The organism is Mycobacterium sp. NGS18, from assembly GCF_059813185.1.
The window spans coordinates 321,136-340,710 of record NZ_JCALEC010000004.1 but is presented as its reverse complement, the minus strand read 5'-3'; the positions used below and the strand labels follow the sequence as shown (position 1 = coordinate 340,710).

Genomic DNA, 19,575 nt, shown 5'->3' with positions numbered 1-19,575 from the left:
TAAATCCTAAACCGAAGAAGCGGCGCTCGTCACTTCACCGAGGTAATAAAAGGCTACTGCTGCTCGAAATTGTGCATCATCGATGACGGCACGCCCACCAGCACACCTTCCACGTCGGAGTCGTCGGTGACCAGCAGACCGCGGCCGGCCGGCAGCGCCTGAGCACGCACCATCCGGCTGACCTTGTTTTGTGGGTCGTTGTCCATGAACAGGGTCGGCACCTTGGCGGCGCGCTGCGTTTTGACCCACGGATCCATCTCCAGCTGGCCGAAGTTCGACGAGTTCCGGGTGGTGAAGACGTGCAACCCGATCTGGCGCCCGCGTTCCATCAGCTTCCACAGCGCCGCACCCACCGGTGGCCTGGCCGGGTGGATCTGCGCCGGGCGCAGATCCTGGACGTCGTCGATCAAGATGAAGTGGCGCGGGCCCTCCCAGGGCTTGAGCGCCCGCAGCTCCTCCTGGCTCAAACCCTTGGCGGGCAGCCGGGGGAGTAGGACCTGCTGCGCAAGCGTGGTCAGCACCTCGTCGATCTCGTCCTGGTCATAGGCGTAGGCGTTGACGTAGCCGGGGCCCTGCAGGTCGCGCAACGGCCCGGTCTTCGGGTCGATGATGGTGATCTGTGCCTGCTCGGGGCCGAATCGGGCCATCACCGCTTCGCCGATCGCGGCCAGGGTGGCGCTCTTGCCGCACAACGCACGGCCCAGGATCATCATGCCGGGATATTCGGCCAGCTCGAGCGGGACCGGCAGCAGATCGTGCTGCTCGCCGATCATGAACGCGATCGACGGGGCGGTCTGAGCGGGCGGACGCTGCGCGACGTCGTAGGCGAGCACCTCCGACAGCGCCACTGCCGGGGGGAGCCGCTTGAGGGTGGCGTGCTTGGTGACGCCGGCGACCTCGGCGACCCGGGCGCCGAGCTCGCGGGTACCGATCCGAGTGCCGTCCTGCGCGGTCAGCTCCGGCATTCCGATGAGCATCTCGTGCAGGGACTCGGTGAGCCCGAAGCCGGGCCGGTTCACGGTGCGCTTGGCCGCATCGCGCGCGTCGAGGGAAGCGGTGCCCATCTCGTTCTCGCCCGGGTTCTGCAGCCGCAGCTGGATGCGCACGTCGGAGTTCTGCAGCAAGGTCTGGCGCTGGCCGTGGATCCAACCCGACGCGCTGGTCATCAGGTGCACGCCGTATTCCGGACCGACACCGCTGAGCGCGATGATCCGGTCGCCGAGGATGGTGTCGGCGGCGTAGAGATCGGAGAAGTCGTCGATGACGAGGAAGACGTCGCCGTACGGGTCGTTCGGGTCGGTGCCGCCCAGGCCGTCGCCGCCGGAACCGAACCGCCGCTCCCGGAACTCGTTGATGTCGATCTTGTCGCGGCGGAAGGTGTCCTGGCGGGCGCTGACCAGCGCGGCCATCGTCGCCACGGTGCGTTCGACGCCCTCGCGGTCGGCCGGCGAGACGATGTCGGCCACGTGCGGCAGCGTCTCGGCGTAGCCCAGGGTGGCGCCACCGACGCAGAAGAAGGTCAGCCGTGCCGGGGTGTACATCAGTGCCGCCGAGCACATCAGCGTCATCAGCGTCGTGGTCTTGCCGCGGCTCTTGGCCCCGACCACCATGATGTTGCTGCGCAGCACGTCGACGCAGTGCACCAGCTGCTGGGCGTCTTCGGGGATGTCCTTGATCGCCAGTGGCCACACCAGCCCGGTATTGCGGCCGTAGTCGACGTCCCAGGCCTTGCCCCGGTACAGCGCAACCAGGGAGTCGGCCGACTCGGAGATCTCCAGCGGGGGCAGCCACGGCAGGTGGGGCGCCTTGCGGTCCGCGGCGATCAGTGACTCGCGCAACACGTCGACGATCTTTTTCTTCTTAAAGCCGTCGTCGTGCAACAGGAACTCGTCGGGTTCGGCGTCGGTGGCCGACATGTCTTGCAGCGCTTGGGCGTCCGCTTCGTCCAGCGGTTGGTATTGCCAGGTGTAGAGGCGGGGTTTGGTCAACGTCATGTCGAGAGTCTTGGCTGTCGACGCCTTGCGTTTCGGCACGATGAACGGGGCCGACAGGTAGAAGCAGCGGAACGGGTCCAGATCCCGCGGGCCGACCTTGAGCAGTCCGAAGCCGTTCTCTTTCGACGGCAGGTGGTACGCGGCGTCCGAGCCGATCACCTCGCGGCTGTCGTCACCGGATTCAGCGCGCAACGCGACGCGGAAAGCGATGTTGGACTTGACTTTCTGCAATGAGGACAGGTCCAGGCGCTGACCGCCGAGCATGAAGAAGACGTTGGCGCCGCGGCCTTCCTGGCCGATGTGGATGATGAGGTCGATCCACTTGCCGTGGTTCTGGAAGAGTTCCAGGTATTCGTCGATCACGACCAGCAGGATCGGCACCGGCTCCAGATCGCGTCCGGCCAGCCGGATCTCCTCGTAGTCGTTGGCATCACGCGCGCCCACCGAGTTGAAGAGCCGGTAGCGCCGGGCGATCTCGCCGTCGATGGCGCGCCGCATCCGCTCAGCAAGGTGCCGATCGTCTTTGCCGAGGTTGGACAACGCCGCCGATACGTGCGGGATGCCGAGAATATCTTGGGCGGCGGACTCGAACTTCATGTCGACGAAGATGACGTTGAAGGTCTCCGGCGAGTGGGTCAGCGCGATGCCGTACACCAGCGACAGGAAGAACTCCGACTTGCCCGAACCGCTGGTGCCGATCACCACCGAGTGGAAGCCGAAGCCGCCGAAGTCTTTTGCGCGCAGCACGACGTTCTGCAACTCGCCGTTGGGTTTGGCTCCCACCGGGATCTCGGCCCACCGCTCGTCCCCGCGGCTGCGCCGCTCGGCCCAGAGCCGGTCGACGTTGAGCTCGCGCGCGTCGTCGATTCCCAGCGCGCGCAGCAGTTCCAGTGCGCCGCTGCCCGAATCAGTGACGTCCACGCTCGCCGTCGGCGACCAGCGCGCCATCGCGCGGGCGTAGCGGTAGGCGCGTGGCACCGACAGTTGATCGGCGTGCGCGAAGAACTTGCCGCCGGCGCGCAACATCGGCGGTTGGGACGGCGCGACGCCGCGGCCGTTTCTGCGGTGGGCCGCGGGCGGCTCGTCGGTGCGGCTGTGCCGGGTCGGATGGTCGACGAGCTCGAAGATCTCGTCACGGGCGAACCCGACCCCGGTGCCGAGCCGGGAGGCCACCCGCAAGACGGTGATGCCCTCTTTGCCGACGCGCCCGACCACGCTCTCCCAGGCTTCGGGGCTGCCGGTGTTGTCGTCGACGATCACCCAGTGCGGCCCGAGATCGTGCCCGTCGCCGCCGGTCTCCAGCGGCGAGCCCATGGTCGTCGGACTCGGCGCCGACGGGGGCCGCCACGCGCCGCGCTTGCCCTTCATGTGCAGGTCGGCCCCGAGCGTCGACTCCAGCTCGGTGGGGGTGGTGAACACCAGCCGGCGCCAGCCGCAGGCGTCGAACAGTTCGTCGTGCTGGTTGTGCGGCAACCACACCATCCACGACCACAGCTCGGGGTGACGGGTCACCACCATCAGCTTGACGTCGAGCGGATTGTGGAACACCGCCAGCGCGCTGAGCACCGATCGCAGCAGGGAACGGACCCGGTCGAGGTCCTCGCCGATGAAGCTGAATCCCGGGCGGGAGCGCAGGTTGACCACCTTGGCGATGTCGCGAATCTTGCGCTGTTCCAGGATGAAGTCGCGCAGCGCCTGCCCGGTGACCGGCTCGAGCTCCTCATCGACCGGGATCTCCGGCCACTGCACCGACAACACCGAATCGGGAGCGTGTTGCACACCGACGCCCACCCGGACGTCGAGGAAATCCGGGTCGGAGCGGCGGCGCTCCCACATCTGCGGTCCGCCGATGACCGCACCGAGCCCTTGCGGGTGGGAGTGCACCATCTCCTGGGCGCTGCGCTGGGCGCAGACCGCCTTCTGGATCTCGTCGCGTTCGCCGTCGAGCGAACGCAGGTAGCTGCGCCGGTTCTTCTCCTGCTCGCCCCAGCTGATCTTGCGCGCCCGCCCGAACCGCCCGGAGAACATCAGCATGCCCAGGCCGGCCATGCCCACCATCGGGAACATGCCCGAGCCCAGGCTGCGCACGCCGGAGACGTACAGCATCACGATCGTGCCGATCAGCGCGACCACCAGCGCGGGAAGACCGATCATCACCCACAGGTTGCGCGGTTCACGTTCGGGCAGAGCATCGGGCGCCCGGGGGGCGACCCGCACCGGCTTGGGCTCGGGAACCTGCAGGCGCACCGGAACGAATGCTCGTTTCGACATCGGTCAGTGCCCTCCCGGGACGGCCTGCTGATTGTTGGGTGCCACCGGCGTCACCGCGCCGGTGGACGCCACGGTGTCGCGGGCCAGCAGAGCGGCATGCCGGGACAATTCCGGGCCGGCCGCGAAGGTGCGCAGCAGCGGCCACGGCGCCTGCTGCGCCGAGGACGGGTCCAGTCCGAGGCCACGCAGCGTCTCGTCCTCGGCGGCGATCCCGTACCGAACCCCGTTGGGAGACACCCAGAACAGGGTCTCGCGGGTGTCGGAGTCGAGCAGTGCGCTGGTCGATGTGACGAGATTGGTCGCACCCGGCAACACCAGCACCTGGTTGGCCACCACCGATGCCGGGGTGCGATCGTCGCGCACCAGCCGGACGATCCGGTTATCCATCCCCGGCGACACCGGCAGGCCCCGGCCGTTGAACACGGTGATCCGGGCCTGGCGATCGGTTGAGGCCTTCTCCCATCCGACGCAGGTCGTCGGGTCGGCGGCGGTGTCGACGAACTTGAGCCGGCTGTTCGGGTAGTACTCGACCGGCAGGGTGCCCACTTCGGGGATGTTGACCAGTTTGTCGGGGCTGATCACCAGCGGCGCCACCGATCCGAACGAGTTGGCGCTGCGGATCAGGTCGGCCACGAAGCTGGTGATCTTCTGTACCCCGTCGGGCAGCAGCACGTAGAACTGTGAGCCGCCGCCGGCTGTTCGGGTCTCCAGGACGGCGCCGACCTGGGAGCCGGGCACCCACTGCGACGGTGTGCCGGCCAACGGGATCATCGGAACGCGCAGGGGTTCGGTGCTGGGCAGCGCGTCGAACAGCGCCCGCGACATCTCCACCGGGACGGTCGTGCCCGGGTCGATGCCCAGACTCAGGGTGATCGCCCGGGCCGCCGGGTCGATCTGGGCGCGTTTGCCGCCCCAGATGACATAGGTGGCGCCCTGAAAGCGGGTCAACACCGCGGCATCCGACGCCAGCGGTGCCGCGCGTCCGACACGGCTCAAGGTTCCCGCGATCGCGGTCACCACCGGCGGCTCGGCCCGCCGCGGGGACCCCGCGGTGTCGCAGACCGCCCACGCCGACGGTGCGCCGGTGCTGGCGATCAACGACGCCGGCGCGCCGGGGATGCCGATCATCGGGCCGGTCGGGTACTTGGCGATCTCCGCGGGCTTGACCCAGGTGGGCAGCTCGGCGTTACCGACGGCGAGCCGGGCCGAGGTCATGTTGAGTGCCGGATAGAGCCGGCCGTTGATACGGGCGTAGATCGCCCCGGAGTCACGGTCACCCACGATCGCCGACGTCCGCACGATTCCGGCCGGACGCAGCACGTTCAGCAGCAGCATCCAGCCCATGCCGATGAAGATCAACACGATGGACAGCACGATCGCGGCGGTCTGCTTGCGGTCGTCGTGCTTCATGCGCACCGAGAATTTGGTGGTGGCCGCGCGCAACCGACGGTTGTAGAACAGGTGACCGGAATTCTGGTCCCGGTTCGACAGGCTCAGCGGCATGACCTAGCTGCTCCTTTTACGCACGCGCAACAACCGCACGCGACGACAATACTGGCGTCAGCCAGCGGGAACCAGTCACTACCGGTGACGCGATGACGCCGATACGCGTAGCTTTTGCGCTATGCCGGAGGTGTTAGGGGCATTCGCCGACGCGGCGCGGGTGCGGGAAGGGCAGCTGGTGCAGCGGTTGACGACGTCGGTTCAGCTCGACCGGTCTTTCGAGGGTATCCTGCGCGACGCCCACCAATACAACCTGCAGTCGCGGCAGCGTCTTGACGCGCTGGAAGCCGAGATCCGTCAGACGGCCGCCAGCTGGCCGGGCCTGGATACCCCGGCGGGTGCTAGGCAGTTCCAGGCGTACCTGGCCGGCAAGACGCGCGAGATACACAGGATCGTCGCCGACGCCGCCGCCGACAGCCAGCGCCGCGCGGCGCAGGTGCAGGCGCTGACGGGGCGGTATCCGCTTCGTGGAGACCGAACTATCCAATCGGTCGATTTCCCGCTACACGGCCCGCCACCGGTCGACCCGCTTGAACAGATCTTGAAGAAGTACCAGGTGTCGGAGGATCCAGATGGCGAACGCGATTGGGAGCCGCCGTGGCCACTTAGTTTGGCCACCGACCCCGTGCACGTGACCGCGGGAGAGGCGCGCATGCTCGAGGACCTCTCACCGTTTGCGCTGCGGGATCTGAACCAGATCAAGGAAGCTGCCGCAACCGAAGCCAAGGTGCGCTTCCCGCCCCAGAATGGGGCCAACGACACCGCCGACAACCACACCGACGCCTTCCGGCACGCGTACTGGAACGCTCTGATGACGCAACGATTCGGCGAGGACTGGACCCGCGACTTTGCGACCGCGCACGAACGACTCCCCAACAACCCCGCCACCGCCGAGGCGATGGATCTGTACAACAACGAAGTCGGACGAGAAATCGCAGCAGCTAACCCAAGCGCCACCCCGGCGCAGCTTGCCGACCTAGTGCAGCAGGCTGTGGACAGGGGCGACACCGTCGTGATTGCGCCCGGCGGCGAGAAGCTGGCCTGGAGCAATACCGTTGCCTGGGGCGAGGCCGGTACGACGACGCAAGTGGCGGTACCGGGTCAGGCGCCAACACCAACCGGCGCCGGGCCTGGAGGAGTCTACGATCCGGGCCAGCCTGGCGGCTACGGAACGTCGGCAGGAGGGTACTGACCGTGGTGAGCAGAGCAACGCCGATACGCAGTGCGCTTAGTGTCCTATTGCTGTGCATGTTGGTGACGAGTTGCGGGCTGACGAGGAAATCGATGGACATCGACTACAACGATCAACGGCTCAACAACGGCTTGGAAGGCCTTCTGCATCAAGGTAAGTCGGGCAGACTGAGCGACTTCACCCCGTGGCCCTGGGATGAGGTGCATCTGTTTCATGAATACACCGAGCGGGAGTTCATCGAGAAAACCGTCGGCGCACCGGTGATCCGGTCGAATTTCTTTGAATCCAAAGCCAGTCTGTTGGTCTTCGAGGACCACGGGAAGCCCGTCAAGGCTGTCGGTGTCAGCGGCGACTACCTGCGGGGGCAGGACCATCGAGTGAGTTGGCCCGCCGACGTGATGCTGCAACCGTGGGGTGGAGGGTTTCTGCAGCTGACGTTGCCACGGGCTGGAGGGTAGATTCCCGTTCTCGATGTCTGCGAAGGCGAGGTGACGGATGTTGCGTGAGCTGTTCCAGGTAGTACTGCCGTTATTGGTGGTGGCAGGAATATTGCCCAGTCTCGATGAGAAGCCTGGCCGCGCAGAAGCTTTCGGAATTGTGCTCGTAATTTTGGGGCTATTAGCGCTGCCGTTCTTCATCAACGACTTATCCGCGTCGAACGGGATGGCGGTTTTAGCTGCGCTGCGCATGGTGGCCTGCTTACTGGGGGGCGCCTACCTGCTGCTCCGAGTACATCTGTCGCGGCGCGAGCCGAACCGATGACGCGAGCGGCGTCGTTGCCCTTGAACACATCTCCGCCTCGACGCGTGTGTACGGCGTCCGCAGTGGTTGTCGCTGCAGCCGTCGCTTGCGGAGTGGCGGGTTGCGGAGGAAGTGACCCAGAAGGCGCTTCGGCTGAAACGGGATCGCTCGGAACGGCAACGTAATCAGCCGATATGCTGCCGCCAGGGGTCAACAAGGCGGTGGTGTTCCCCAGACCGGTGTCGCGATTACATCCCGGGATGCAGGTACTCGTTGGCGAAGGAACCAGGACGACGGTGTGTACCGCCGGTTTCTACGTGAGCCTTCCCGACCCGAGCGATCCGGGCACGAGACTCAACGGATTCGTGACCGCGGCACAATGCGCCCGCGGTGGCGGGAAGGCCCCGGTCGCGGTCATGAAAGTCGAAGCCGCTGGAATGGCTCCGACTCAGACGAAGGTCGGTCAGATGACTTACCTGGCTTCCGGGGAGATGAGGCCCGGGGTGGCAGGTGAGCCGTGGACGATGCCGGTATCTCCTTTCGCGGCGTTCAGTTCCGTGCCCGGTGGTTGGCCCCTGGCCGTCGACGTAGCAATCAACGACGAGCCGCCGGCAGCTCAGGTCGTTCAGACAGCTGAGGCAGTAGAAAACAGCCGGGCTCTTGCCGCCTGGACCGGTTTGGACGGGCGGGTTGCCGCGGGACATGTACTCGATCCCGCAACGACACCGGAGTTGCGAGACCTGTCCGCCGGCGGTGAGCGGGTGGTCGTCGCCGTGGACGATACGGCGACGCCGATCGGTGAGCAGCTAGTCGGCGCTCCCGTGACGGCACAGGTAGCCGGATCCACCCACAACCTCGGAATCATCACCGGCATCGATGAGGCGCGGCACTGGGTCGTCGTCGACTTGATCGGCTCGTTCCTCTTGCGCCAGAACGCCGAGCTCGTCCTGGACCGTTGAGCGGCGAAAGAAGTCGGACTGTTGTCAGCCGATGGCCTCGGCTGCAGGCCACGCGCGTGCCAACCGCTGGTCCGTGGTTAGCAACACCAGGCCTGCGGTGTCGGCTAGCTCTACGTAGAGGGCGTCGGTGAGGCGCAGAAGGTCACGGCGCGCCCATGCTCCAGAAAGCAACGGCGCGACCTCGTGTCGAGTCACCGGTGCCTGCCCGAGCTCATCCAGCGCCGCTTCGACCTGCGCAACGGTGAGTACGCCAGCGCGATGCATGCGCCCCAGCGCCGATAGCACCTCAGCGTCAAAGTGTGCTGGCGCGTGGATCCCGGTGCCGACCAGTCGCGCACGCACCGCGTGGAACCGATCAGGGGTGCGGGCAAGTAGATCCACCATGGCACTGGCATCGACAACCACTTGCCTGGCCGACGGGGCGGAAGGTGCGGTCACGCTCCGAACTCATCGCGGGCGGCGTCGAGCGCATCCAGCACGTCGTCGTGTCGAGCGCCGGTACTCCTGACCTCCAAGCCGTCGAGCCAGGTGTTGGTTGCAGAATTTGCCAGCTCGGCGCTGATTGCGGCCTGGGTGAGTGCCGAGACGTTGAGCCCGCGGGCCCTGGCTCGCTCCGCCAAGTCATCCGGGACGTACACGTTCAACCGAGCCATACACATCAATATACACACTGGGTGCCGAGTAGTGCATCGCCCCGCGAGCCGCTACTTCGACGAATCGTCCTTGTCGACGATGCGTTTCAGCGGTGTCAGGCCGGTCGGACCGGCATCCTTCGCCACCGACTTGGTCACGGGTACGTTCGGCGGGGCCGTGGTGCGGCCTTTGACGGGCTGGCCGTTGGGGACTCCGGGCGCAGCGATCCGCTTCTCGCCGGCCTTGTCGTCTTTGCCGCCCTTGCCGCCGGCACCGCCCCCGCCCGGCATCATCGGCATCATTCCGCCGCCGCCCGCACCGCCGGTTGCGGGCGTGCCGCCGGTGGGACCGGCCGCGCCGGTGCTCGCCAGCGAGCTGGTGGGCGTCGTGGGTGTCGAGGTTCCGGGCACCGGGGGCGGCCCGAGGTTGCTGGCGGGGGTGGTGCCCATACCCAGCCCGCCGCCGCCACCTCCGCCGGTGCCGAAGTCACTGCCACCCAAGCCGGGCTCGGGACTGATGTCGGAGGCAAGCGTGGCGCCGGCGCCGCCGAGTCCTGCCTTCCCCAAGGACTGCGCCGCACTCATCAGCGGCGAGAGCGCACCCTGGCCGGCCTGCATCAAGCCCTGCGGCAGCTTGCTCACCGAGCCGAGCGCGCCGCTGAGTGCGCTGGTGATGCCCTGCATCGCCCCCGTCATGCCCTGCATCGCTCCGCCCATGGCTTCCTGGGAACCTTGCTGCGCCACGGTGGCGTCGCCCTGGCCGGCGACGTCCTGGAACTTCGACACGGCGTCGGCTTCGTTTTCGGCGAACTTTCTCACGGCGTCCGTGGCATGACCCGTGCGGTCTAGGTGGTCTTTGGCAAGTTCGGTGTTGGTTTCGACCAGGTTCAAGTTGGTTGCGGCACCGAAGGCGGCCATAGTGGCGTCGACTGGTGACGATCCACCGGGGTGGACAGGGCCAGGCGGGATTGCTGCCGGGGGCTGCGAGAGTGCGATATGCAAAAAGTCCGCACCGTAATGCTTGACAAAGTCTTCTGTCATGGCGTTTCGCCTCCCTGCCGTACTGCCACGGTCTGGTACCACGCCAGGTGGTAGCGGGCGAGTTCTTCGCTTCCCTCGATCAGCGCGTCGATAGCCGCTAACAGCATCCAATCAGCGACATCGCGCGGAGCATGCTGCGGATATGCCGACAGTACCCGCGCCTGCGTATCGGCGACCACCTGTCCGAACAGCTCGATTTCATTGTCGGCGACGCCCGACCTGCGGGCAACGGCACGTGCCACGGTCTGCACGATGCGCGGCAAGCGATCGTTGGACCCGGTGACATCGATGAGCGTCGGACCCAGTTCGTCAACATGCTGGCCGTAGCGGGCGCGTTCCCCGGACCCGAGAACCGGATCCTGAGGACTGGCGTCGGTGATGTAGGCGTTCGGTTGGTGGGCGACCGCCGCGATCACCGTACCGAGCAGATTGACCGCACTGGTAGCGCGGCGGCGGTGGGCTGGTTCCAACAAAGTGAGGCCGGGCGGGAGTTTGACAGTGGGCGGAATCCATCCGCCAGCCAAGTCGGTGGCCAGCACAGTAGTGGTTTCGTCTTCGCGGAGTCCGGCCGCCCACGCCAACTGTGGGGCCTGGCGGGCCACCGCATCGACTTTGCGCTGTAAATCCTGATGCTCTGCCAGTCGCCGGGCCGCTGTGCCGGCGCCGGCCCCGGCCGTGCCCCCAGCCCCCATGCTGCCGGCCACCGCCGTACCCGACTGACCGCCGGCCCCAGGCGCCGGCTTACCCGCTGATGGACGATCGCCGGTTGAAGCCACCGCGGGGCCCCCCGAAGCTGGTGTCGTGGAACCGCCAGGCGCTGGCGGTGGTGTGGCGCCGGCAGGCGTCACGGGCACCCCGGGTGCGGCCGGGACCGCTCCCGCTGCTGGGCGAAGGTCCGCTCCATAGCCGGGCAGCGGACCAGACGGAACTGCTGGCGCCGCACCAATCGGCGCTGACGGCCCCGGGGTTGGCCCGGCAGACACCGGCGGGGTCGCTGGCGCTGGTGCCGCAGTGGCAGGCGCCGCCGGGGCGACTTCCGTGCCTGGACCAGACAATTGGGTCATGTTGCCTAGCGCTCCGCCGGCCATCGGCGTCACCGATGGCGACGGCGGAACCGGGGAGGCCGACGCCTGAGCGAACGGCGATGAACCGGGCCCGCCTGGCGCCAACGGCGATGGCGGCCCACCCGATCCGGCCGGCCCACCGGGCATGCCTGAGGTCAACGCTTGAGCGGGCCCGGCGCCCGAGAGGCCGGGGGGCATTGCGCCGCCGGGACCGCCGCCGCCGGGTACGCCGGAGGAAATGGGAGGCGCCATGCCGCCGGCTGGTCCTAGCGCGCCTCCTCCGCCCGAAAACCCGCTGCTGGCACCCGGCAGTACGCTGCCACCGCTGTTGCCGCCGCCACCGCCGGTGGCAGGTGGTGCGCCAGCGCTGCCGGTGAACGCTCCGGCGGGGGTGCCGGGGGTGTTGCCGCCGCCACCGCCGGTGGCAGGTGGTGCGCCAGCGCTGCCGGTGAACGCTCCGGCGGGGGTGCGGGGGGTGTTGCCGCCGCCACCGCCGGTGCCAGCAGGAGCGCCGATTCCGCCGGTGAACCCGCCCTCGCGGTTCCCGGGGACGTCGCCGCCGACGGTACCGCTGGTGTTGCCGGCCGCGGGAGCAGGTGTAGTACTCGGCGGTCCACCTGCGTCGGCTCCAGGCATCAATCCGCTGCTGGGTGTCCGTGCGTCTGCGTCTGCTTGGCCGGCGGGATTACCGCTTCCGAAGGGGAAAGGCATTCCGTCGGTAGGTGCATGATTGTTCATGTCCCCAGTGCCGAAAGGGAAAGGAAGTTCGCCGGTCTCGGCGGCTTTACGGCTCAATTCCTCGCCGGTGGGAAGGTGTAATGTCGGAGGGCTCATTTTCGCGCCGTTATCTTGCAGCCACTGTTGGGCATCGCCCTCGATACCAAGATCCTTGAACATCTGTTGGGTCGCCGCAACTATCTTGCCGTAGGCGTCTGAATTGTGTTCGGCTGCTTTAGTGTTGGCCTCGCCGATTAGGCTGATAGCTGCAGCCATCGCCTCGTGCGTGTTCTTCGCTATGAGGTCGTCCACTTTTGGGTTGTAGTCGTTTGCGACGTTCCTCAAGTTCTGACGGAGCTCATTAACGGCGTTGGTGACGCTCTCGCTGGCGCTGCTTTTGCTACGACAATGCTCGGCGGCGTTCGCCAGCCGGTTGTAACCGATCCGCAGGCGTATCAACTCATCTTCCGTTGTGTGACCACTGTTTCTGGCGCTTAGGCCATTGGTGAACGCCTGGAGTTCTACCGCCTCTTGCTCCTTCGCGACGGAGTGTTTTGACCAGTGCTGAACGCCGTTGGTCGGTTCGGTCGGAGGTGCGGGCCACCATGCGCCCACCAAATAGAACGACCATTTCCCAGGCGGTAGATCAGTCACCGCACAAGTCCATCATCACGACCGTTTTTGCATTAGTCTCGGCCATTGCCGCACGATACTCCTCGGGAGTGCCAGCAACTCCTTTTGCTGATTGGATTTGGTAAGCGCCCGCTAAAGCGCGTGCGGCGTCACGGTATTTAGCCTCGAGTGCCGGATCGGACGCGGCCGTCTCAAGCATTAACGAGCCATTGGTTAGCGAAAGACGTGCCATTACGGCGTCCCCGTCGGGGTTATTGGTAGCGATGTGCATGGCATTCGCTGCCAGCTTATACGTGCTGCAAAGCTTGCCTGCAGCAGCGCTCCTTTGCGCGCTCGAATAGTTGGACGACGGTGCTGGTCGGGCGAGGCCTATTATCCCAACAATAAGGGCGGCGACAGCCAACGACGCAGCGAGTACCGCAAGCGCGAAGGCCGGTCGGCGGTGCGGCTGAGCGGCGGGAGCCGCGGGCCAAGGCGGCGGTGTCATGGTCACATTGCGGATGGTAACCCCGGAGGCCACTTTCGCGCTTACGCTCGTTTGGCCTCGCTTGCGCCGGCGAACCTAGCACGGCTGTCCGGTACAGCCTGTGGGAGGCCTTGATCGATAGACGCTCGATACCCAGCGTCGAAAGCGGACCAGCCGGAGAAATTGCGACCCCGAGAGGCTCCGCGTTAGCCCTGAGCAGCAAGGCGGCGACGGTGAGACTCTGGCGTCCGGACCCGGTCTTGGCATGCAGCGCCGAGCGTGGCGAGGCTCAGTCCTCGCACAAAACCTTCACCGCACGATCTTTGGCATTTGTATCGTCGACGATCTGATGCCACGCTGCCGAGTCGGCCGACTCACTACTAGCCATTGCCGCCTGGGTTTGGAAGGAGACTGCCAAGGCGCGTGCCGCATCACGGTATTCGACGTCGAGCGCAGGGTTTGCGGACGCAGTCTCAAGGATTGATGCGCCGTTGAGCATCGAAATGCGAGCTAACGCAGGGTCCCCTCCGGGGGCCGTCTCGATTTGCGAAGCACGCACAGCGACTTCGTACCGTTCGCACAATTGCGCCCTCGCCCGATCCTTCTCGACCGCCGAATAGGTCTCTGCTGTGCCCGTGGGTCTGTTCAGTGCGATAACAACGCCGGCTACAGCCAAAGCAGCTGTCGCGATTAGACCGATAGTGAGCGAAATCAGCTGCCAACGGTCAGGCCGGAAAGGGACTGGCGCAGGCCATGGCGGTGTCATCGTCACATCGTGAGGCTAGCCTGCGGATAGGACTTGTCCGATCGGTTACCGCTCAGCTGTTTGTAGAACACCAGCCCGTTGCCCTTGTTGTTGTGCACCATCGCCCGGCGCTCGTGCGTATTATCGTAGGGACCCTTCGCGATCCTGCCGCCACCGGCTTGGAGGGCCTTCGCGGCGCAGTCGACGCCGTCCGCCTTGGTGCCGACCACCATCTGGCCGTGGATAGGGCGATCGACGGCGGACGCCAACGCCAAGGTCACCGATCCACCGTCAAGCGCGGCAAAGTGCGTGCCGTCGCGAAACTTCAACCGTATGCCTCGGGTTACGGCGTCGATCGACACGGTTGGACTAGAAGCTGATTCCGGCGCCGGCTGGGTACTCTGCGCGGGCCACGAGGCGCCCACCAAATAGAACGACCACTTCCTGGGCGGTAGGTCAGACACCGCATAACTCTTTCAATACGCGTTCTTTAGCGTTAACAGCGTCCACAGCTGAATCGAATGCCGGCTCGCCCAATCTACTCATGGAAGACTCAACGACCACGTTTTCGTATGTCTGCACCACCTCTTTAGCCGCATCGCGGTACTTGGATTCCAGCGCGGGGTCGGATAATGCGTCTTCGAGGATGAGGGCTCCGTTTACCAAGGCGATGCGCCCGAAGCCCGCATCGGGTCCATTGGTCTCGACGTGGACAGCGCCCATGGCGGGTTTGAACCGATCGCAAAGACCGGTCTTTGCCGCCGTCATCTGAGCCGCCGAATAGGTGGGGTCGGCCGCCGGGCGGGTCAGCGCCACGATCGCCATGATTAGTGCCGCAGCCCCCAATAGAGCGGCGAACACCGCAAATGCGAAGGCGGGCCGGCGGCGCGGCTCAGCGGCGGGAGTTGCGGGCCAAGGCTGCGTGGGGGGGCCACGTTGCGGATGGTAGACCCGACCACCGCTTCTTCGCTTACACCGTCGTTTCCACTGCCCGCCACCGGGTGCTTGTGGAGTCCCCCATCGGGCAGTGAGTGGCACACGTGGATTAGGGCCGCTGCTCAACCAGAAGCGAAGCGACCCGTATCCCCTCGCCAGTCTCGACAGATCTGAATTGCTGATGCGGGGAGCGGCAGTTACTTTTGCGGAGTGGCGGACGTGCTCGGTGCTTTTGCCGATGCAGCGCGGGACCGCGAAGCGCAACTGGCCCAGCGACTGGCGGTATCGGCGGCGGCGGACAGCGAGTTTGAGTCCGCGCTGCGCGGTGCTGTCGAGCACAACCGCCACTCGCGCCAGCGCCTCGACGCCATCGAAGCTGAGATCAAGCAGGCGGCCGCGACGTACGGGGACTCGAAACACCGGCGGGTGCTCGCCAGTTTCAGCAATTCTTGGTCCACAAAACTCGAGAAATCCACAAAGTTGTCGCCGACGGCTTCGCCGACAGTCAGGCCCGGGCCGCAGCGTTGCAAAAGCTCAGTGGCTCTTACGCCATCGGCGGTGATCCGCCATTAGCACCGCCAACAGCGCCGACCGATGACTCCGACCGGCCTGGCGATGACAAAGCGGATCCTGACGACATTGCACGGGCGGTTGGTGACGATCACGACCAGCCGTGGCGATACCCGTGGGATCCGCCGCCGCCCACCGACTCGGCGCCCGGAGGCGGCTATTGGGATATCGACGGTCAATCGCCGTATCAAAGTGGACCCGGTAGTGGGCCGCCCATGGGGCCGATTGCCGCGCCGACGCCATGGCATCGCGATGTGACGCCGGTGACCGGAGCCAGCTCGGGCCTGGAAGAGGTGGTGGCACCGCAGCCCAATGGCTGGGGCGTGCAGCCAGCGTGGACCCTGCAGGAGGGTTACCGCTTTCGAGTGGTCGGCGAGGGATTCAACGGTGCGCCAGGCCTGTGCGGTGGGTGCAGCGTGACGGTAAGTGGTATCAAGCGAAGTGGATCGATTACGACTTCGAGGTGGAGCACGTACGTGCTTTGGTGCCGCACAATGACGCGGGCGGCTATGGCTTGAAACCGTGGGGTTTGAACACGTGGAATCCGATCGACGTCAAAGACATATACCAGCTACAGGTCAACAACCCGCGGCTCTCGCTGTCGTTGCCCACCCCGATCGGCGGTGCCTTCCAGATGCCGGCGAGCACGCCGCGGGTGGTTTCGGGCCGCTGACATGACAACGAGTCGATACCGACGCTGGGCCGTGGCGACCACGACACTTATCGCGGTTGCCTGCGTGACGCTTGGAGTGGCCTGGGCGGTGCGACACCACCGGTCGCCCTCTGCCGCATCCGCCGACGACTGCGCTGTAGTGGCGCAGCTGGCCCGGCTGTGGCGGGCGGATTCGGAAAACTCGATGGATGCACTAGCCCGAGACGACAACGACCCGCTCGCCGAAGCCGACGGCACCGCTGCGCTCAGCGAGAAGGCGCGCGCCGCAGCGCAATCGGTTTCCGATCCGGCGATCAGAGACGACTTGAACAGCTGGGCGGACGGCTTCGCCCTGCTGGCCCAGATCATCCAAGGCGACGCCCAAGAGCCCTCGCCCCAAGATTCACCCGAGGAAGCCGAGCGCATTCAAAAAGCCGGTGATCAGATCTATCTGACCGCCGACAAGTTGCGGGCGGCCTGCCCCGAGGCGTTTCCGCCCCGGCGCTGACCCCTATCGCGCCAGCGGCTTGTAGAACACCAGCCCGTTGCCCTTGTTGTCATAGACCACCGCCCGACGTTCGTGCGCATCGTCGTAGGGGCCCTTGACGATCCCGCCGCCGCTGGATTCGATGGCCTTCGCGGCGCCGTCGACGTCGTCGGTCTTGATGCCGACCACGACCTGACCGTGGATGGGGTGATCGACTGCGGTCGCCAGTGCCAGGGTCACCGATCCGCCGTCGAGGGCGGCAAAGTGGGCACCGTCGCGAAACTTCAACGCCATGCCCAGGGTCTCGCTGTAGAACTTGATCGATTCGTCCAGGTCGTCGGTGGACAAGACGATCATCCGAATGTCGTGGTCGCTCACGGGGGCCTCCTGCGGGTTCGCTCTCGATCCAGGCTAAGCCCGGGATACCGTCTGCGGATGGGTAAACGCCTTGCCGCTGGGATCATCACGGTCGTCCTTGTCGCTTTGCTAGTCAACGCTGTGATCACCGATCGCATCTCGCGGGCGGCCGAACCGTTCGCCGGCGGGCGGGTGCTCGAGCTGCCCGGGCCGGACCTGAACATCCGCGAGTACGGCGCGGGTGGTGAGCGTGCCATTGTTCTGCTGCACGGGTATACGGCGTCGATCCAGTGGTGGGAAGCGGTGGCACCGGCGCTGGCGCAGAGCAACCGGGTGATCGCGGTCGATCTGGTGGGCCACGGCGGCTCCGAAGCCCCGCGCGATCCGGCGGCCTACAGCGCCGAAGCGCAGGCGACTGCGGTACGTCAGGCGCTCGACGCTCTCGGCGTGCGGCACGCGGTCGTGATCGGACATTCGATGGGCGGATGGGTGGCCACCGCACTGGCCGAAAGCGCACCGGGGCTGGTGGAGCGGGTGATGGTCTCCGATACCCCTGCGGCGCTGGGGATGAGCGCGCTGCCGGCGCTGGGCAATGCGGTGTGCTGGCCGGTGCTCGGTGCCGCCCTGGACCGGTTCCGAAGTGTCGACGCCATAGACAAGTCTTCGCTGCAAACCGGGTTCGCCGCGGACTTCCCGGTTCCCGAGCTGGCCTACCGGTCGCTGAAACGCATGACCCACAACGCATTGTGTGATGCCAAGACCGCCGGCCGGATCAACGAGCAGCGGGCGGTGGCCGACCGGTTGGCCGGGCTGGGCAAGCCGGTGCTGGTGCTGTGGGGCGACCGTGATGTGCTCACCCCGACCCAATCCAACGTCGACCGCTACCGCGTGGCGGGCCTGGACCCGGTCGTCATCGCCGGATCAGGGCACAGTCCGATGGTGGAGAAGCCCGCGGAATTCCTGGATGTGGCCAGGGATTTCGACAAAGTGCATTAAGCGCCCCAGGTCTGCCGGGCCACCCGGTGGAAGTTGCCGCCGAGCACCGCGCCGATGTCGGCGTCGGCCCAGCCGCGCGCCGACAGGTGCTCGCGCAACTGCAGCCAGGTCTCCGGCGGCATCCACTGGATGGGTCCCCAGCGGGTGTAGCTGGCGTCGAACAACTGCGGGTTGGCGGCCATCTCCTCGGTGAGCTCGGTGTGATCGAACGAGTAATCGGTGCTGACCCCGACGTGCTCGACGCCCACCAGCTCGACCGCGTACTCCAGGTGACGTGTCATCGCCTCAAGGGTTGGAGTATTGGGGCCCAGGAAGATTCCCACGCCCGTGATACCGACGACACCGCCGGTGGCCGCGCATGCCCGGGCCTGATCGTCGGTGATGTTGCGCGGGTGATCCCAGATGGCCCGCATGCAGGAGTGGCTGTAGACCACCGGGCCGGTCGAGACGTCGCACAGGTCCAGGCCGGTCCGGACGCTGCAGTGCGAGCCGTCGGGAACCATGCCTACGCGGTTCAACTCGGCGACGACCGCGCGGCCCCACCCGGTGAGCCCGCCGTCGTTGGCGTCCAGGCAGCCATGCCCGGCCCGGTTGGCGTGATTGTAGGTGGGCAGCAAGGTGCGTACTCCGTGCTCGACCAGCACGGCCAGATGGTCCAGATCGTCATCGAGGGGGTTGGAGTCCTCCAGGTCGAACACCACCGCGATGCCGCCGGCACCGGTGATCGCCTCGACATCCGCCAGGCCGGCGGCCACCGTCAGGCCCGGGCGGGCCGCGATTGCGCGGTGAAAATGCCGCAGCAGCGCCATGGTGTCGGCGAACCGCTGCGGTGAATAGCCCACGTTCACCAACAGCACCGCGCCGCCGCCTCGCTGGTAGCGGGTCAGCGGCGCCACGTCGGTGCCCTCGCGCAACGGCAGGCAGGTGTGCTGGTCCCATAGCAGGGTGCTCATAGGGCCCGATCTTGCTCTGTAGGACGCGCGGATGCGACGCATTAATCTGGCCGAATGGCTATTGAGGTGCGGCCCGCGCACAAACCCGATATCTCACCGCTTGCCGCGACGTTGGGGCGCGCGTTCTACGACGATCCGGTGTCGGTGTGGATGCTGCCCGACGACGACCGCCGTACCGCACAGCTATCGAAGTTCTTCGCCACGTCCACCCGGTACCACCACCTGGGCGGCGGTGGGGTGGAGGTGGCGTGTGACGGCACGACCGTGGGGGCGGCGGCGCTGTGGGACCCGCCCAACCAGTGGAAGCAGTCGAAGGTGTCGCAGCTGCGGATGGTGCCGGCGCTGATCTGGTCGTTCGGCCGGCATCTCGCCCGCGGGCGGGCGATCTCAGATCTGTTGGAGGCCAACCATCCTGAAGAGCCGCACTGGTATCTGGCGGTGATCGGCAGCGACCCCTTGGTGCGCGGTCGCGGGTTCGGGCAGGCCGTGATGCGATCCCGGCTGGAGCGCTGCGATGCCGAGTACGCCCCGGCGTATCTGGAGTCCAGCAAGCTCGAAAACGTCCCGTATTACGAGCGTTTCGGCTTCAAGGTGACCGGGGAGATCACCTTGCCCGGCGGTGGGCCGACGCTGTGGAAGATGTGGCGGGCGCCCCAGAGGCCGTAG

20 protein-coding genes and 1 pseudogene are annotated in these 19,575 nt (G+C 66.4%); 9 read left to right on the top strand and 12 right to left on the bottom strand.

Annotation, left to right across the window (positions count from 1 at the left end; genetic code table 11):
• Positions 1 to 53: 53 nt before the first annotated feature.
• Positions 54 to 4,265: a type VII secretion protein EccCa gene (gene eccCa, locus AC5Y31_RS10765; protein ID WP_499980224.1), complete on the bottom strand. Its 4,212-nt coding sequence runs from the start codon at positions 4,263 to 4,265 to the stop codon at positions 54 to 56.
• A gap of 3 nt (positions 4,266 to 4,268) precedes the next feature.
• Positions 4,269 to 5,768 carry a type VII secretion protein EccB gene (gene eccB / locus AC5Y31_RS10760; protein ID WP_499980222.1) on the bottom strand — a complete coding sequence of 500 codons (1,500 nt, stop codon included), beginning with the start codon at positions 5,766 to 5,768 and terminating at the stop codon, positions 4,269 to 4,271.
• 121 nt (positions 5,769 to 5,889) lie between these two features.
• Here eccB and AC5Y31_RS10755 point away from each other — a divergent pair, with 121 nt between their 5' ends.
• From AC5Y31_RS10755 to AC5Y31_RS10740, 4 genes are all read left to right on the top strand, one after another.
• Positions 5,890 to 6,960 (top strand): DUF4226 domain-containing protein, encoded by a 1,071-nt coding sequence (locus tag AC5Y31_RS10755; protein WP_499980220.1) that lies wholly within the window; start codon positions 5,890 to 5,892, stop codon positions 6,958 to 6,960.
• A gap of 92 nt (positions 6,961 to 7,052) precedes the next feature.
• A complete protein-coding gene (locus AC5Y31_RS10750; RefSeq protein ID WP_065023768.1) occupies positions 7,053 to 7,418 on the top strand; it encodes a hypothetical protein in 366 nt (121 codons plus the stop codon).
• 37 nt (positions 7,419 to 7,455) lie between these two features.
• A complete protein-coding gene (locus AC5Y31_RS10745) occupies positions 7,456 to 7,722 on the top strand; it encodes a hypothetical protein (protein ID WP_065023767.1) in 267 nt (88 codons plus the stop codon).
• Between the two features lie 446 nt (positions 7,723 to 8,168).
• The gene (locus AC5Y31_RS10740; protein ID WP_499980218.1) at positions 8,169 to 8,660 is read left to right on the top strand and encodes a hypothetical protein; all 492 of its coding nucleotides are present in this window, start codon (positions 8,169 to 8,171) and stop codon (positions 8,658 to 8,660) included.
• 24 nt (positions 8,661 to 8,684) lie between these two features.
• Here the strand turns inward: AC5Y31_RS10740 and AC5Y31_RS10735 are convergent, their stop codons facing one another.
• The 8 genes from AC5Y31_RS10735 to AC5Y31_RS10700 all read right to left on the bottom strand — a co-directional run bounded on the left by AC5Y31_RS10735 (position 8,685) and on the right by AC5Y31_RS10700 (position 14,783).
• Positions 8,685 to 9,098, bottom strand: a complete 414-nt coding sequence (locus AC5Y31_RS10735) for a type II toxin-antitoxin system VapC family toxin (protein WP_267887785.1) — start codon at positions 9,096 to 9,098, stop codon at positions 8,685 to 8,687.
• A complete protein-coding gene (locus AC5Y31_RS10730) occupies positions 9,095 to 9,319 on the bottom strand; it encodes a type II toxin-antitoxin system CcdA family antitoxin (RefSeq protein ID WP_234787308.1) in 225 nt (74 codons plus the stop codon). The genes AC5Y31_RS10735 and AC5Y31_RS10730 overlap by 4 nt, the downstream gene beginning before the upstream one ends.
• A 45-nt stretch (positions 9,320 to 9,364) precedes the next feature.
• Entirely contained in the window at positions 9,365 to 10,111 is a 747-nt protein-coding gene (locus AC5Y31_RS10725; protein ID WP_499980217.1) for a hypothetical protein, read from the bottom strand.
• Between the two features lie 218 nt (positions 10,112 to 10,329).
• Complete coding sequence (locus tag AC5Y31_RS10720; protein WP_499980215.1) at positions 10,330 to 11,037, bottom strand: DUF5631 domain-containing protein; 708 nt, start codon at positions 11,035 to 11,037, stop codon at positions 10,330 to 10,332.
• A gap of 1,723 nt (positions 11,038 to 12,760) precedes the next feature.
• Positions 12,761 to 13,234, bottom strand: coding sequence for a hypothetical protein (locus AC5Y31_RS10715; RefSeq protein ID WP_499980361.1), 474 nt, complete (start codon positions 13,232 to 13,234; stop codon positions 12,761 to 12,763).
• Between the two features lie 268 nt (positions 13,235 to 13,502).
• Positions 13,503 to 13,985: a hypothetical protein gene (locus AC5Y31_RS10710; RefSeq protein ID WP_499980213.1), complete on the bottom strand. Its 483-nt coding sequence runs from the start codon at positions 13,983 to 13,985 to the stop codon at positions 13,503 to 13,505.
• The gene (locus tag AC5Y31_RS10705) at positions 13,982 to 14,320 is read right to left on the bottom strand and encodes a VOC family protein (RefSeq protein WP_499980211.1); all 339 of its coding nucleotides are present in this window, start codon (positions 14,318 to 14,320) and stop codon (positions 13,982 to 13,984) included. Before AC5Y31_RS10705 ends, AC5Y31_RS10710 begins: the two co-directional genes overlap by 4 nt.
• 94 nt (positions 14,321 to 14,414) lie before the next feature.
• Positions 14,415 to 14,783: a hypothetical protein gene (locus tag AC5Y31_RS10700; RefSeq protein ID WP_499980209.1), complete on the bottom strand. Its 369-nt coding sequence runs from the start codon at positions 14,781 to 14,783 to the stop codon at positions 14,415 to 14,417.
• A gap of 321 nt (positions 14,784 to 15,104) precedes the next feature.
• Here AC5Y31_RS10700 and AC5Y31_RS10695 point away from each other — a divergent pair.
• From AC5Y31_RS10695 to AC5Y31_RS10685, 3 genes and pseudogenes are all read left to right on the top strand, one after another.
• Positions 15,105 to 15,982, top strand: a pseudogene (locus AC5Y31_RS10695) (DUF4226 domain-containing protein).
• Complete coding sequence (locus tag AC5Y31_RS10690; RefSeq protein ID WP_499980369.1) at positions 15,928 to 16,137, top strand: hypothetical protein; 210 nt, start codon at positions 15,928 to 15,930, stop codon at positions 16,135 to 16,137. Before AC5Y31_RS10695 ends, AC5Y31_RS10690 begins: the two are co-directional and overlap by 55 nt.
• A 184-nt stretch (positions 16,138 to 16,321) precedes the next feature.
• Positions 16,322 to 16,624, top strand: coding sequence for a hypothetical protein (locus AC5Y31_RS10685; RefSeq protein ID WP_499980207.1), 303 nt, complete (start codon positions 16,322 to 16,324; stop codon positions 16,622 to 16,624).
• A gap of 3 nt (positions 16,625 to 16,627) precedes the next feature.
• Here the strand turns inward: AC5Y31_RS10685 and AC5Y31_RS10680 are convergent, their stop codons facing one another.
• Complete coding sequence (locus AC5Y31_RS10680; RefSeq protein ID WP_499980205.1) at positions 16,628 to 16,981, bottom strand: VOC family protein; 354 nt, start codon at positions 16,979 to 16,981, stop codon at positions 16,628 to 16,630.
• A gap of 57 nt (positions 16,982 to 17,038) precedes the next feature.
• On the opposite strand from AC5Y31_RS10680, the gene AC5Y31_RS10675 reads away from it, so the two are divergent.
• Entirely contained in the window at positions 17,039 to 17,956 is a 918-nt protein-coding gene (locus tag AC5Y31_RS10675; protein WP_499980203.1) for an alpha/beta fold hydrolase, read from the top strand.
• Here AC5Y31_RS10675 and AC5Y31_RS10670 read toward each other — a convergent pair.
• Positions 17,953 to 18,909: a dipeptidase gene (locus tag AC5Y31_RS10670; RefSeq protein WP_499980201.1), complete on the bottom strand. Its 957-nt coding sequence runs from the start codon at positions 18,907 to 18,909 to the stop codon at positions 17,953 to 17,955. The two genes, AC5Y31_RS10675 and AC5Y31_RS10670, sit on opposite strands and share 4 nt — an antisense overlap.
• Positions 18,910 to 18,963: 54 nt before the next feature.
• On the opposite strand from AC5Y31_RS10670, the gene AC5Y31_RS10665 reads away from it, so the two are divergent.
• The gene (locus tag AC5Y31_RS10665) at positions 18,964 to 19,575 is read left to right on the top strand and encodes a GNAT family N-acetyltransferase (RefSeq protein WP_499980199.1); all 612 of its coding nucleotides are present in this window, start codon (positions 18,964 to 18,966) and stop codon (positions 19,573 to 19,575) included.